The sequence below is a fragment of the Methylomicrobium agile genome (assembly GCF_000733855.1).
GTDB lineage: Bacteria > Pseudomonadota > Gammaproteobacteria > Methylococcales > Methylomonadaceae > Methylomicrobium > Methylomicrobium agile.
Window position 1 is genome coordinate 1312880 of record NZ_JPOJ01000001.1, and the last position, 13653, is coordinate 1326532.

The following is a 13653-nucleotide window of genomic DNA, read 5'->3' on the forward strand; positions in this document are numbered from 1 at the left end:
AATCCGCCATAGCCTTGAATAATGTTGGCGTTTTGCTATCGCGAAAACGCCCTACAGCTCTCAAGCCGCCGTCAGCTTCAGATATTTCTGATACAACGATTCCTTGTCTTCGGGACGCTCGGGATCCTTGTCGATACAGTCGACCGGACAGACCGCCATGCATTGCGGCTCGCCGTAATGGCCGACGCATTCGGTGCACAGTTGGGGATCGATCACGTAAAACTCTTCGCCTTGGGAAATGGCGCCGTTCGGGCATTCAGGCTCGCAGACATCGCAGTTGATGCACTCGTCGCTGATTTTAAGGGCCATGGTGGGTTGCTACTCCTAACTGAATTTTTCGATTAAACGCTGGTGCACGAGATCGGGAACGAAGCTGGAGACATCCCCTTTCAGTTGCGCTATCTCTCTGATCATGCTCGAAGAAATAAATTCATATTGTTCGGCGGGCGTCAGAAACACTGTTTCGAGCTCGGGCGCCAGCCGGCGGTTCATGCCAGCCAGCTGGAACTCGTATTCGAAGTCGGACACCGCGCGCAGGCCCCGCAAGATCACGTGCGCGCCTTGCTTCCGGGCGAATTCGACCAGCAGGGTATCGAAGCCGCTGACCTCGACGTTCGGAAATTCGGTCGTGACCGCGGCGGCCAGCTCGACGCGCTCAACCATTGAGAACAGCGGCGTCTTGCCCTTGTTCAGCGCGACCGCGACGATGATCCTGTCGTACAATTTGGATGCCCTGGCGATCAGATCCAGATGCCCGCGCGTGATCGGGTCGAAGGTGCCGGGATAGATCGCGGTGGTTTTCATGGGCTTGGGAATGGGGTTTTAAAAAGCGGCGATTTTAACCCAAGATGCCATGTAAAGGAATCGACGCGGCAGGCGAAAGAAAATTTCGATTTTGATGCCCTTTCCCTCTCCTTCCCTCAGGGCAATGCCGTTAAGTGAATGGGCCGTAGGGTGGATAAGCGAAGCGCATCCACCACGCCGAGCCGGATGCGCTTCGCTTATCCGGCCTACGTAATGCCCTAATTGAGCGGCATTATCCCTCAGGAAGAGGGGTTTATGCTGACTGCAAGTGCCGGGCGAATAACCGGTAAGCCACCTCGCCCGCCGTTTTGTACTTCAACAATTCCCAGTTGTCCGGCAGCCCCTCAAGCGCCAGACCGGCCTCGGCTTCGACATAAATCCGCGCTGGGTCCGCCAGCCAGCCGTTTTGCTCCAGCAGCCGGCAGGTTATCAGCGCCAGGTTTTTCGCGAACGGCGGATCCAGAAACACCAGATCGAAGGCTTCCGCCGGTCCGGACAGGAACCGCTCCACCTCCTTTTCCACAATACGGTTCCGGTTCGATCCCAGCGCGGCCGCATTCGCGCGCAGATTTTTGCAGGCCGTCGCATCGCTTTCGACCTGCACGATCTCTTTCGCGCCGCGCGAGGCGGCCTCGAAGCCCAGCGCGCCGCTGCCGGCATACAAGTCCAGGCAGCGGCTGCCAGCAATGTCGTATTGCAGCCAGTTGAACAGGGTTTCGCGAACGCGGCCCGGCGTCGGCCGCAGTCCCGGCACATCCTCAAAGCGCAGCAGGCGGCTGCGCCATTCGCCGCCGATGATCCTGACCTTATTGGCCACTTTTCGCCTGCGCGTCGCCGCCGACGGTCACGGTCTGCAACAAATTCAGGTCGACATGGCGTTTGAACGCATCGACGATCGAGGCGACCGTGACCGCGTTAACCTTTTGCGTAAAGGTATCCAGATAATCGAGCGGCAAATCGTAAAAGCCGATCATCGCGACATAATTGGCGAGCTTCTTGTTGGTGTCGAAGCGCATCGGAAAGCCGCCGGTGATGTTTTTCTTCGCGGCGGTCAATTCCGCTTCGGTCGGGCCTTTCGCGATAAAGTCGGCCAGCGTCTGGTTCAACACCTTCAGTGCTTCCCCGGTCTGGTCGTTGCGCGTTTGCAGCCCGAGCACGAACGGCCCTTTTTTCAGCATCGGTTTGAAGGCGCTGTAGGCGCTGTAGGCCAGCCCGCGCTTCTCGCGGATTTCGTCGAACAGTTTCGACACCAGTCCGCTGCCGCCGAGAATGTGATTGCCGACGAACAGGCTGAAAAAATCCGGATCCTTGCGGTCGATGCCGGGCAGCCCGACCAGCACATGGGTCTGAGTCGAAGGATACGCGGTATACTGGCTGGTCGCCTTTGCCGGCATCGCCACATCGGGCAGCGGCGCGGCCTTTTGCCCGGCCGGCAGATCCTTCAACAAAGCGGCGACGGTGGCTTCGGCCTGCTCGCGGCTCAGGTTGCCGACGAGCACGACGACCGCATTCGCGGCCACGTAATATTGCCGGTAGAAGGCGCGCAGATCGGCCGCTTTCAAAGGAGCCACCGTTTCGATCAGCCCGCTCTCCGGATGCGCATAGGGATGCTCGCCGTACAGCGCCTTCGAAAAAGCGATGTCGGCCAGATCGCCGGGCGATTCTTCGCGCAGCTTCAACCCGGCCAGCGTCCGTTTTTTCTCGCGCTGGAAGTCGGCCTCGTTGAATGTCGGCTTGGTCAGAATCACATGCAGCGTTTCGATCGCCTTGTCGAACAGCGGCTTTTCGGTCAGCGTACGCAGCGTGGCGCTGGCGGTGTCATTCGAAATGCTCGTCCCGAACTGCGCCCCGACGCTCTCGAAGCGTTCGGCGATCCGGTCCGCATTCCATTGGCCGGCGCCCGTGTCCAGCACGTTCGAAGTCAGCGCCGCCAGCCCCGCCCGTTTGCCGTCCCGCGCGCTGCCCGCATCGAAATCGATCACGATGTCCGCAATCGGCAAGCCGTCGGTATGCACGAAAAAAACCCGGGAACCTTGCGCGGTCTGCCAATGCTCGATGTTGACCGACGGCCAGACGGCCTGACTGACCGCGAGCAAGAATAATCCCCATAAACTGTTACGCATTACTTGTCTCCCTTGTGGACGGCTGGTTCGTTGATCGGTTGCGGTTCCAGATAGGCCACGGTCAAATGGTCCTCGATCAGGTATTTTTTCGCGACGTCGCGCACCTGCTCGGCGGTGACCTGCTGGATTCTTTTGACGTATTCGTCGACCTTCGGCCAGCCGAGCCCGACCGTTTCGAACATGCCGAGCTGCATTGCCTGGTAGAAGTTCGAATCGCGCTGATAGACCTGATTGGCCAGCACCTGCGCCTTGATCCGCTCCAGTTCTTCCTTGCCGATCAGCGTTTTTTGCAGTTCCGCGATTTCTTTTTTCAGCGCGGCTTCCAGATCGCCGATCTTTTTGCCTTCCGCCGGCGTGCCTTCCAGTTCGAACAAAGTCGACAGCCTCGAAGCCAGGCTATAACCCGCGCCCGCGCTGACCGCGATCTGTTTGCCGCGCACCAGGCGCGAAGACAGCCGCGCGCTGTTGCCGCCGTCCAGTACGCCGGCCAGCACTTCCAGCGCATAGGCTTCCCAGTCCTCTGCCGCAGTCGCCAGCGAAGGCGCTTTGTAGCCCATCGCCAGATACGGCAGCTTGGCCGGCACCTTCACGGTGATCTTGCGCACGCCGAGTTGCGGCACTTCGGTTTGCGGTTTGATCGGCTTGATTTCGCTCGGCTTCAATTCGGCGAAATATTTTTCGGCCAGCGCAAACACTTCGTCGGCCTTGACATCGCCGACCACGACCAGGGTCGCATTGTTCGGCGCATACCAGCGCTGGTACCAGGCATTCAGATCCTCGACCGTGTAATGGGCGATATCGCTCGGCCAGCCGATTACCGGATGCTGGTAGGGACTGTTGGTATAGGCCGCGGCCGAGAAATATTCGCCGACTTTCGCCTGCGGATTGTCTTCGGTGCGCATTCGCCGCTCTTCGGTCACGACTTCCAGTTCTTTTTTCAATTCTTCGGGCAACAGGTGCAGGTGCCGCATCCGGTCGGCTTCCAGTTCGAAGCTGACCGCCAGCCTGGAAGCGTTCATGGTCTGGAAATAAGCGGTATAGTCGGTGCCGGTAAACGCGTTTTCCTCGCCGCCGTTTTCGGCGATGATCCGCGAGAACTCGCCCGGCTTCAATTTGTCTGTACCTTTGAACATCATATGTTCCAGCATGTGCGAGATGCCGGTGATGCCGCCCGGCTCGTAACTGGAACCGACCTTGTACCAGACCTGCGACACCACGACCGGCGAGCGGTGATCCTCCTGGACCAGGACTTTCAGGCCGTTTTTCAGTTGATGCTCCGAAACTTTCGGCTCTGCGGCGCCGGCGCAAACCGGCAGGCCCAGCACTATCGCACAAAATAATCGCTTTTTCATGACTCCCTCTTGTTGACCCAATGTTAGCGCTTCCGACTATTTCCATCAGCTAGCGTTCCCTGTATTCTATAAGAATTGTGAAAGATGGTGTGATTTACGATGACGAGCCTCTCTCCGGCCCTGGCCTGGAAAAAATACCTGACCCTGTGCAAACCGAACGTGGTCCTGGAAATGCTGTTTACCGCGATCGTCGGCATGCTGCTGGCGGTGCCCGGCATGCCGCCGCTGGACACGCTGGCTTACAGTGTTGTCGGGATCGCTTTGGCCGCCTCTTCGGCCGCCGCGATTAACCAGTTTATCGACCGCAAGGCCGACGCTGAAATGCGCCGGACCGAAAACCGGCCGCTGCCCAAAGGCGAACTTTCCGCGTCACAAGTGATCGCGTTCGCCGCAGTTCTCGGCATCGCGTCGATGGCGCTGCTGGTAACTAAGGTCAACGTGCTGACCGCGGTTTTGACCTTTGTATCGCTGTTCGGCTATGCGTTCATTTACACCGTCTACCTGAAACGGTTGACCCCGCAAAACATCGTGATCGGCGGCATCTTCGGGGCGACTCCGCCGCTCTTGGGCTGGGCCGCGATGACCAACCAAGTACATCCTTACGCGCTGCTGCTGATGCTGATCATCTTCGTCTGGACGCCGCCGCATTTCTGGGCACTCGCGATCGCCCGGCGCGAAGAGTACGCCAAAGTGAACATTCCGATGCTGCCGGTGACCCACGGCAACGAATTCACGCGCCTGCAGATTCTGCTGTATACGGTGCTGCTGCTGATCGTGACCGTGCTGCTGTATCTGACCGGCATGTCCGGCCTGATTTATCTCGCCGCGGCGGTACTGTTGGGATCGATCTTCATTTATTACGCCGTGCTGATGATGCGGCGGAAGGACAACAAGACCGCGATGCAGACCTTCGCCTATTCGATCATCTACCTCACCGTGCTGTTCGCGGTGCTGCTGCTCGATCATTATGTCATGATAAGACCATGACTTTCTCCCACCACTTGCAAACGTCTTCGCCCGAACATCCGTTTGCCGAAACCATCCGGATTCTCGGCAAGGGCAAGCACGGCTCGCGCCCGCTGACGCAGGATGAAGCCTACCGGGCGATGCGGATGATCCTGGCGGACGAAGTGCTGCCGATCCAACTCGGCGCCTTTCTGATGCTGATGCGGGTGAAGGAAGAAACGCCGGAAGAGCTGGCCGGTTTCGCGCAGGCCGCGCGCGAGTCGTTCACTGTGGGCGACACGCAGAATCTCGCCGATCTGGACTGGTCGACCTACGCGGGCAAACGTCGGCATCTGCCCTGGTATCTGCTGTCGGCGCTCCTGCTCGCCGAAAACGGCGTGAAGGTTTTGATGCACGGCGCCAAGGGACCGGCGACCGGACGGCTTTATACCGAAGACATGCTCGACGTGCTGGGGCTTTCGCCCGCGCACTCGATCGCCGAGGCCAAACGACAGTTGGCCGAACGTTCGTTCAGCTATCTGCCCCTGGAACATTTCTGCCCGAAACTGCACGAGATCATCGAACTGCGCCCGATTCTGGGCCTGCGTTCGCCGGTACACACGCTGGTGCGGCTGTTGAACCCGCTCGACGCCGACTACAGCATCCAGGGCATCTTCCATCCCGGCTACCGGCCCGTGCACCAACTCGCCGCGCAGTTGCTGAAGCAGCCGCACGCCGCCGTGCTGAAAGGCGAAGGCGGCGAGACCGAGCGTAATCCGGACATGAGCTGCCTCGTGCAAAGCGTGCATTGCGGCGAACTGTTCGACGAGGAATGGCCGGCCTTATTTGCGAAGCGCCACGTCAAACCCGAAACGCTCGATCCGGCCCAACTGGTCAAAGTCTGGCGAGGCGAAGCGCGGGACGAATTTGCCGAGGCCTCCGTCATAGGCACGTGCGCCGTCGCCTTGAAACTGCTGGGCAAGGCGGATACACAGGAGGCCGCGCAGCAACTGGCGGCAATATATTGGGAACGCCGCAATAAAGGTAAAACATAAACTGTCCGGGTAGGCTTATTCCCTATCGTTTTGGCTTTTCTCGCCGCTAGAGCATTTTCATCTCCCGTGTAGGAAAGTCCTCACCTTCTGAAGGGTGCCCTGCCGTTAAGTCCAACCCCGTAGGGTACGCTGTGCGTACCATCCATGTCGAAAGGTACGCACAGCGTACCCTACGGGGCTGAACCCTTAAGATACAGGCGCCGGACGGGATATTTATCCCGTCCGTAACATTTAGATCGCGCGAACACAGACGATGATTTTATGCTGGCGGTAGGTCTTCAAACGTGGGGGACGGGGTTATAAACCCCGTCCCGCTCAGGAGCTTCTGGGCTGGGTAAGGCTGCGGAGCGGATAATGAGCTTTATCAATCAAACCGCGCCGGCAGCCAGCCTCTTTCGACGCATTCCCGGAAGCACCATTCCGGCGCGGTTTCGGTTTTGTAGGTCCAAAAAAACCAGCCGAGATATTTTTCGAAGGTGGCCACCTGCGCAGCCGCGTAGGCGCGGTAGCCGACATCCATTTGGAATCTATCCATGTGCTCGAGAGTATAGTTGAAGGGGCCTTCCTCCCACAAAGAAACCACATGCGGGTTAAGTCCCAAGCTCCATTCCCCGACATAGGTCGGCAGGCGCAGTTCCCGAATAATCTCGTCGGCTTCCTGTTTCCAGGTAATGGCCGATTTTTCGATATGCCCGTAGATGTCCAGGTCGATGTCGGCGCGGTCGAAACACTGGTAACGATGGATATCGAACACCACATTCCCGAATTCGGGCCCGGCCATAAATCCGGTATATTCGCGGAACGAACGGAAACCGTCATGAAAAACGACCGCGACGTCTTCGGGCCGGCAATGCTTCCGGATTCTTTCATAGCCCGACTGGCTGTAGCGCTTCAGATAGTCGGTCGGGACGTCCCAGCGGGGTTCGTTCAACACCTCGATCGCATGCAGCGCGGAACGGCCCCGGTAGCGTTCGGCCAGTTTTTCGAGCACGTTCAGCGAATGTTCCAGATATTCCGGCCGCGTATGCCATTCGCAGACGTCCTTGATGCCGCCGTTATCGAAGCCGTTCTGGCAACCCGGCGCCGCGTGCAGGTCGAGCACGATCTGTAATCCATAGGTTTCCGCCCAGTCGAAAGCACGGTCGAGAATACCGAGGCCGCCGACGACGAAAGGATGCGCCGCAGCGCCGTAGGCGCGATGGTAAGGATAATCGGGCCCGAACAGCCAATGCCCGACCGGAATCCTGACCGCATTGATGCCGACGCCGGCCAGCCAGGCAATATCGTCAACGGCATGCCCTGGTCGTTCGACTACAAGGGGTATGGCATTAGTCACGAAAACGACGACTGCTACCTGATCCCGACGCTCGAAGGGACCATGAAGATGACCCGCGAGGACCTGCTGATCACCGGCGTGAAGGGCGAAATCTACCCGTGCAAACGGGACATTTTCGAAGTGACCTATGAGCCGGCCGATCCCAAAACGGCAATCGGCTTGAATTTCGGTGAAGCGATTGCGGCACTGAAGGCGGGCAAAAAGGTCGCCCGCCAAGGTTGGAACGGCAAAGGCATGTGGCTGGTATTGATGCCGGGTTTATTTTTGCCGCCCTTCAACTCGCAAGAGCCAGGCGCCAAAGTCAATGACAGGACCGCGAAGCACATTAGTAAAGATACGCCGCTGGATTGTCAGCCCTACATCGTAATGTGGACCGCATTAAAGCAGTGGCAACCGGGCTGGTTAGCCAGTCAGGCCGACATGCTCGCAGAAGATTGGGTTGTCGTCGAATGATTATCGCGGTGGATTTTGACGGCACCTGCGTCACGCACGAATACCCCAATATCGGTCGCGATATTGGAGCCGAGCCGGTGCTAAAGAAGTTGGTTGCGGCAGGTCATCGCTTAATTTTGTGGACCATGCGCAGCGGCGTGCAGTTGGAAGAGGCAGTGAAATGGTTTGCTGACCGCAACATTCCGTTATTTGGCGTCAACGAGAATCCTACGCAAAAAAACTGGACCCAAAGCCCTAAAGCGTATGCGCAACTTTATATTGATGACGCCGCTTTCGGCGCCCCGCTGATTGGACCGATAAACTCCGCCGAAAGACCGTATATCGATTGGATCGCGGTGGACTCTGTATTAAAAACTCTATAAGGAGAGAATGTGAAAAGGTGGTTTAGAAATTTGTGGATCCAAATTCAACTGGAGCTGTTCATGCTGTGGGAGATTTGGCGAAATCGAAAGGCGAACGAGGAATGGAAAGCGAAATACGAGCGATAACAAAAAGGGGCTGACGCCCCTTTTTTATGCCAGATCTTTAGACTTGCGCTTGCCGCCTGCCGGAGCGCTTCAGCAGCGCCTCCAATTCATTGGGATCGATGTTTCTGAGCTTCTCCTGCAGATCGATCGGCAGGCTTTCGATCTTCGATACCAGCTCCGCTTTCCCTTCGCGACTCTTGGCGACGCGAAGCCTCGTTTCATTGACCACTTTGTCCAGCAGCTCCTCGTCGCCGATGACCACATCAACCATCGTGTCGACGAATTCATACATCTTCAGGCCGCCTGCCTTCGACGCCTTCTTCAGTTTCTCGATCGTGCCCTTTGTCAGCGCGATGGAGGCGCGATCGTTCATTAGATTTTGTTTTTGCATAATATTCTCTACATTAAATAAAAAAATATTATACATGATTACATTAAGATTGGGTGCATGACTTTACAGCCCTCGCATCGTATTCAGTATAGACTGCTTTTCCTTCTCTAATGAGCGTCATACGGGGGCTGAAGCCATCGTATCCGCCATAGGCATTCTTGCCATTGACGCTGTAGCAAACCATCCACCCATGCGACTCTCGCTCGCCAGTCCATCTGTTGTAGATAAAATGCTTGCGAAGTGGGAAATTGCCCCATTTAACTTGAATAGATTCTGGGTCATTAACGAACAACTTTGATTGCTCCATAATGATCTCCTTGTAATTTAAAGGCTCGGGGCCGTAATCCAATTTGGACATGTCGAAGTTGGGTGCGGCGCAAGCAGTTATGCAGAGTGAGAGTAGAGTCGTTAATTTAAATTTCATATCGCGCTCCGAAAAAGAATAAGTAAGTTGTGAGCATAGAAAATAGCACACTTTAAATAGGCGTCCGTGTTTTTCTGGTAACCCGTAACCCGTAACCCGTAACCCGTAACCCGTAACCCGTAACCCGTAAGGCGGAACCGGCTTTGCCGGGTTCCGCCATTTGGAACAATCACGATGCCGAACGAACCCTGCACCTTGGATGGGATGCGCCAAACTTTATTTTATTTGTCGGCCTAGGATTGACGGATCGCCTGCCGGCATGTCAAGCGATCCGGCATTCCAAACCTCATTCGACGGAACTCATTCAACGGAGCCTGGCAAAGCCGGTTCCGCCTTACGGGTTTGTGCAAGCAAAGCTTGGGAACGAGAAAATGGAGAATTGAAAATGCCGACAGGCAGAGTGCCCGCAACAGGGCAAATAGTTAATAGTCCAAGCCCTCTTGGCTCACATCATATCGGTAATGTAATAATTAAATATACTCGTCGAGCTGATTCATCTGGCTGGTTGACAGTAAAATTAAGCAAATCAGATCAACGAATATCTTTGTGCGAATATACCCAAGTAGCTGTTCTCCGACGTGATAAAGACCGCACATATTTCAAAATCATGGACGGGTATATTTCTCTTGGAGAAATAGCATCTCTCACCAATGCTAATGCTGGACGCTATTTAGATATAGCTGGTCCAGCGGGGGCGGCATCTGTTACTGTGGAGTACCAAGGTAAGCCAGTCGAAGAAATATCGAAATTTAAGGGCAAGTTAAAACAGCAATGGGCAACGCTAACTTTTAATACACAAGCAGCTTTGGTAACCCTAAATAGCGTTTGGAATGGCAGTTATTCTCCCATTCCGCCGGGTTCTCATATCATCCTTGCACCCGATTATTCACATCAAATGATTTCTACAGCAGGCTATGTGGCGGCAACCCCCGGCATGATCGGTAATGATGTCTGGTTTCCGATTGGCATAAACGGAACAATGCAGAACAGCAGTCGGTACATTCATGTTGGTCATTTGTCAGAAGGATGCGTAACCGTCCATGAGCTTGGAAAATGGACTGCTATCTATAATTATCTAATTTCCCATCGCGTGCCCGGTTCCGTAGGCAAAAAGGTGGGTCATCTTATTGTGAAACAATGATGCGACTTTTTCGCTTTTTTCTTCTTGCCGTTATAATGGCGCATGCCTCCGGCGCGATGGGGCGCTCTGCTGCACCTGCGCCCTTAAAATTCGGGTGTGCAGATTTTTTGAGTAGACTGCATATAAAACCACCCCACGTCCTGTTTATTAAATGCGAGCTGGACAAGGGTCAGCAAGGCAAGCCGTTACGAGCCGTCTATCGTGTCGCTGGTGCCCATGCGGCGGCGGTCGAGGCTTTTTTTGAACGCGTAGCCAATTTGCCGCACCTGAAAAAATCCTGCTGCCAGTGGGACAGCCCTCCAGGTCAATTCACTGGCGACGATGGTCGTACCTACATGGTTTATATGATGTCAGCAGAAACCGACGTTAAACGTCGAAAGCAATGGCGCAACATACCTAGCTTTGAAATTGTGGTGGAAACGTTAACTGAAGACATTTAGCCGGGTAGGTTGGGCAACAGCTTCATCGTTGCCCGACGTTTAGGAGGCAATCTTGCTCTGCTATTGCAACAATCTGAAACCGCTGCCCAATTGAAACCCTGCAAATGTCGGGCACAAGAAGCGTGCCCGACCTATAGGGTTGTAGAGCTGGATTTAAACGTTAGTTAATTTGTTTTTTAATAGGGAAGTGAATATCATGAGTTCGACAACATTTTTGACGAAACCCGATATTCGTGAAAGATTCAGCAGTGAGTTTACAAAACCTAAGTTGCAGGTCAAAAAGGAGATACTTGCTCCACCATTAACAAAGCGCTATAGTTTAGTCGGGACTGCCTTTGACTATCTTCTGCGATTTCATATTGAGCGCTTAAATCCACAATTTACCATAAAGCAAGGCTGGATAGCAGAAGCGGCGTTACATCTTTTATCAGATGAATATTTCGAAAAGGCAGAAATTATCATTAGACAAGCTAAAGCCAACTTGATTGCCGTTATAAATGGCATCGAGTATCTGCTAACGTGGAATTGCACGCACATACGAGACCTAAAATCGAAGCTACCTGTCGGGCACCTGGTTACGAACCACCCGTTATCTGCACACCATTGGAACTTACCGAGGAATAAATATGTGGAAAGACCCCATTGTTACTGAAACACGAGCACTTAGAGACGAATATGCGCGCCAGTTTAGCTTATAGCGCTGACGCTATGTTTGAAGATCTTATGGCAAAGCAGGCTGCCCACTTGGAACGAGTGGTTTCATTACCACCACGTAAGGCTAGCAGCGTGAACCAATCACGCGATAGGTCGCATGCCTAACAATACGCTCAAGCCGACCCGCTTCCGCTACGCTCCAGCGGTCGGCTTAGCTCTACGTTATACGTCTTCAGTTCAACCAACAGGAGTATCCCATGCCAAGCATTCAACTTAATGTTCCTTTAGAGGCTCAAGAGAAAGCGAATTGTTGTTGGCACACCAGTGCCTACATGATTTGGCTGTATTGGCAACAAAATGGCAAAGGTGCTGGCCCGATGAACACAGTAGCAAGCAAATATGAAGTTGCCGATACCACAGGACTCTATCCTACAGAATTTATAACACTTGCCGAGAAGGTCGGGCTCTACAAACTTCCAGTAAAAAACCAACATTCAGAAAATGATCTTTTTAAGTACCTCCGTGATGGCGGTCCAGTATGGTGCGCAGGTTACTGGTTCGGTGTAGGTCATATCATAGTGCTGACCGGCGTAGGGAAAGGCAAGGCTTACTTTAACGATCCCGATCAAGGTGTCAAAAAGGAGGGAACAGTGAAATGGTTTAATGAAAAACTGGCATCGCAATTGTCTGGTTGTCTTATGGTAAAAGATCCTGGTCGCTATTAGTCAGCATATTGCGAGGAAGTCTGCGTGACGCATAACATGGCGCTCAACCGGAGCGCAGTTATAATCCGTTTTTGTTTTTCAGCTTTTCGGGCCACGCCCGGTTAGCTCTACGTTAGATGGCTTTAACAGGCTGTTGATTTTTGCAAAATCTTGATGGCTATTCTCCATATACAGTGTTTATGTTTTTCATAAAATACAACATGTAGCATCCTTTGGTTCTGGAACTGCATTTTTCAACAGCCTGTTAATTTATAAGCCATGTAGGATACGCACAGCGCTCGAAACGAATACGCGATTAATAACACCTTAAAAAGGCTCATCATGACCAATATCCCGCTTGATCTATACCGCGCCTGCAAAGCATCTGCATGGGGGAAAATACTTCGAAACGGCAGGAGAATTTTATCCGGCGGGAAGGCTCCGGTAGCCTGCACCCTGAATATGAAGGGTTTGAACGTGGCGATGGAACTTTCCGTGCGCCAGACGTTACCACTTTCAAGGATACGAATGATGTTATTTGGATACGGGGGATCAATGACCGCAATCAATCGAATAATCCTTATGTGAGCTGGAAAGAAGGAACATCGTTGAGCGGGACCCCAGGCTGTTTCGGCTATGGCGGGTGGTTTTATTTCCTGCTACCCAAAGACACACCAATTCCAGCATCGTTAGATGTCAAACATACTCCCAGCAAACGCGACCCCAATCATTATTCGTTGCGGTGTATCAACGCCATGACGAAAACCGCTTACGAGGGTGCACTCAACACGCTCGCAAGGTCGGCGCTTGCAAGGGCGGTCGAAGACAAGCGCGATTCCCTCAAATTTTCTTCTATTTGACCCCATGTGAGGTGACCTATGCGATCAATCAGCGAAAGAGACCTTTCTGTTGTCATCCCGATACTCGCCGCGAAGATTCATGACTTGAATGGCGAACTGAATGCCTTGAACGCCAGCATCCAAGAATTGGATGATGAAAAGATTGACGAAAAATGTAATCTTCAGGAAACGATAGAACAGTATTACGACGTTTTGGAAGCGCTACAGGCTGAATATGAAAGCGCCTTGGCGGAAGGAATCAATCTACCCAGTTACGAACAGCTCATCCGTAAGTTTGAACTGTATTGAAGGAAAAGTCTCCAGCGCGGTAGGTTGGGGTGAGGTACGAACCCCAACATTTTAGACTTCTAATTCAATATATTGACCTAACAACACCATCAACCCGGACGTGCCAAAGCGCCGCTGCACCCTGCTTTGGCACGCCGGTTATGGTGAACGTTAGAAGCTGTTTGGAAACTCCAAAGCCAAGCCAGATAGGGCAAGGTTTTGGGGGGCTCTAATCGT

18 protein-coding genes are annotated in these 13653 nt (G+C 53.8%); 10 read left to right on the plus strand and 8 right to left on the minus strand.

The annotated features are described in order from the left end of the window. Nucleotides 1-60 precede the first annotated feature (60 nt). From CC94_RS0106295 to CC94_RS0106315, 5 genes are all read right to left on the minus strand, one after another. The gene (locus CC94_RS0106295) at nucleotides 61-309 is read right to left on the minus strand and encodes a YfhL family 4Fe-4S dicluster ferredoxin (RefSeq protein ID WP_031430235.1); all 249 of its coding nucleotides are present in this window, start codon (nucleotides 307-309) and stop codon (nucleotides 61-63) included. 15 nt (nucleotides 310-324) lie between these two features. Beyond that, a complete protein-coding gene (gene coaD, locus CC94_RS0106300; RefSeq protein ID WP_031430236.1) occupies nucleotides 325-804 on the minus strand; it encodes a pantetheine-phosphate adenylyltransferase in 480 nt (159 codons plus the stop codon). 253 nt (nucleotides 805-1057) lie between these two features. Continuing rightward, the gene (gene rsmD, locus CC94_RS0106305) at nucleotides 1058-1621 is read right to left on the minus strand and encodes a 16S rRNA (guanine(966)-N(2))-methyltransferase RsmD (RefSeq protein WP_031430238.1); all 564 of its coding nucleotides are present in this window, start codon (nucleotides 1619-1621) and stop codon (nucleotides 1058-1060) included. Then, nucleotides 1611-2927 carry a M16 family metallopeptidase gene (locus CC94_RS0106310; protein WP_005374910.1) on the minus strand — a complete coding sequence of 439 codons (1317 nt, stop codon included), beginning with the start codon at nucleotides 2925-2927 and terminating at the stop codon, nucleotides 1611-1613. Before CC94_RS0106310 ends, rsmD begins: the two co-directional genes overlap by 11 nt. Then, on the minus strand, nucleotides 2927-4279 hold the full coding sequence (locus CC94_RS0106315) for a M16 family metallopeptidase (RefSeq protein WP_005374911.1): 1353 nt from the start codon (nucleotides 4277-4279) through the stop codon (nucleotides 2927-2929). The genes CC94_RS0106310 and CC94_RS0106315 overlap by 1 nt, the downstream gene beginning before the upstream one ends. A 99-nt stretch (nucleotides 4280-4378) precedes the next feature. On the opposite strand from CC94_RS0106315, the gene cyoE reads away from it, so the two are divergent. Beyond that, nucleotides 4379-5266, plus strand: a complete 888-nt coding sequence (gene cyoE, locus CC94_RS0106320) for a heme o synthase (protein ID WP_005374912.1) — start codon at nucleotides 4379-4381, stop codon at nucleotides 5264-5266. Next, on the plus strand, nucleotides 5263-6279 hold the full coding sequence (locus CC94_RS0106325; RefSeq protein ID WP_005374913.1) for a glycosyl transferase family protein: 1017 nt from the start codon (nucleotides 5263-5265) through the stop codon (nucleotides 6277-6279). Before cyoE ends, CC94_RS0106325 begins: the two co-directional genes overlap by 4 nt. A 364-nt stretch (nucleotides 6280-6643) precedes the next feature. On the opposite strand, the gene CC94_RS0106330 is transcribed toward CC94_RS0106325, so the two are convergent. Then, a complete protein-coding gene (locus tag CC94_RS0106330; RefSeq protein WP_245619708.1) occupies nucleotides 6644-7615 on the minus strand; it encodes a glycoside hydrolase family 5 protein in 972 nt (323 codons plus the stop codon). Nucleotides 7616-7663: 48 nt separating this feature from the next. On the opposite strand from CC94_RS0106330, the gene CC94_RS0106340 reads away from it, so the two are divergent. Both CC94_RS0106340 and CC94_RS0106345 read left to right on the plus strand, forming a co-directional pair. Next, the gene (locus CC94_RS0106340; protein ID WP_245619709.1) at nucleotides 7664-8068 is read left to right on the plus strand and encodes a DUF2829 domain-containing protein; all 405 of its coding nucleotides are present in this window, start codon (nucleotides 7664-7666) and stop codon (nucleotides 8066-8068) included. After that, on the plus strand, nucleotides 8065-8430 hold the full coding sequence (locus CC94_RS0106345; RefSeq protein WP_031430242.1) for a hypothetical protein: 366 nt from the start codon (nucleotides 8065-8067) through the stop codon (nucleotides 8428-8430). Before CC94_RS0106340 ends, CC94_RS0106345 begins: the two co-directional genes overlap by 4 nt. 163 nt (nucleotides 8431-8593) lie before the next feature. On the opposite strand, the gene CC94_RS0106350 is transcribed toward CC94_RS0106345, so the two are convergent. Beyond that, complete coding sequence (locus CC94_RS0106350) at nucleotides 8594-8926, minus strand: hypothetical protein (RefSeq protein ID WP_157203390.1); 333 nt, start codon at nucleotides 8924-8926, stop codon at nucleotides 8594-8596. A 43-nt stretch (nucleotides 8927-8969) separates the two neighbouring features. Beyond that, nucleotides 8970-9350: a hypothetical protein gene (locus CC94_RS22170; RefSeq protein WP_051911386.1), complete on the minus strand. Its 381-nt coding sequence runs from the start codon at nucleotides 9348-9350 to the stop codon at nucleotides 8970-8972. Between the two features lie 259 nt (nucleotides 9351-9609). Here CC94_RS22170 and CC94_RS22880 point away from each other — a divergent pair, with 259 nt between their 5' ends. The 6 genes from CC94_RS22880 to CC94_RS0106375 all read left to right on the plus strand — a co-directional run bounded on the left by CC94_RS22880 (nucleotide 9610) and on the right by CC94_RS0106375 (nucleotide 13437). Next, complete coding sequence (locus CC94_RS22880) at nucleotides 9610-10491, plus strand: hypothetical protein (RefSeq protein ID WP_157203391.1); 882 nt, start codon at nucleotides 9610-9612, stop codon at nucleotides 10489-10491. Continuing rightward, nucleotides 10488-10931 carry a DUF4952 domain-containing protein gene (locus CC94_RS21260; protein WP_051040426.1) on the plus strand — a complete coding sequence of 148 codons (444 nt, stop codon included), beginning with the start codon at nucleotides 10488-10490 and terminating at the stop codon, nucleotides 10929-10931. Before CC94_RS22880 ends, CC94_RS21260 begins: the two co-directional genes overlap by 4 nt. Before the next feature lie 196 nt (nucleotides 10932-11127). Next, nucleotides 11128-11583 (plus strand): PIN domain-containing protein, encoded by a 456-nt coding sequence (locus CC94_RS24235; protein ID WP_213069418.1) that lies wholly within the window; start codon nucleotides 11128-11130, stop codon nucleotides 11581-11583. Nucleotides 11584-11842: 259 nt separating this feature from the next. After that, nucleotides 11843-12310, plus strand: a complete 468-nt coding sequence (locus CC94_RS0106365; RefSeq protein WP_005374921.1) for a papain-like cysteine protease family protein — start codon at nucleotides 11843-11845, stop codon at nucleotides 12308-12310. Between the two features lie 368 nt (nucleotides 12311-12678). Next, a complete protein-coding gene (locus CC94_RS0106370; RefSeq protein ID WP_031430249.1) occupies nucleotides 12679-13149 on the plus strand; it encodes a Tse2 family ADP-ribosyltransferase toxin in 471 nt (156 codons plus the stop codon). Nucleotides 13150-13167: 18 nt separating this feature from the next. After that, entirely contained in the window at nucleotides 13168-13437 is a 270-nt protein-coding gene (locus CC94_RS0106375) for a hypothetical protein (RefSeq protein ID WP_005374922.1), read from the plus strand. The last annotated feature ends 216 nt before the right edge of the window (nucleotides 13438-13653 follow it).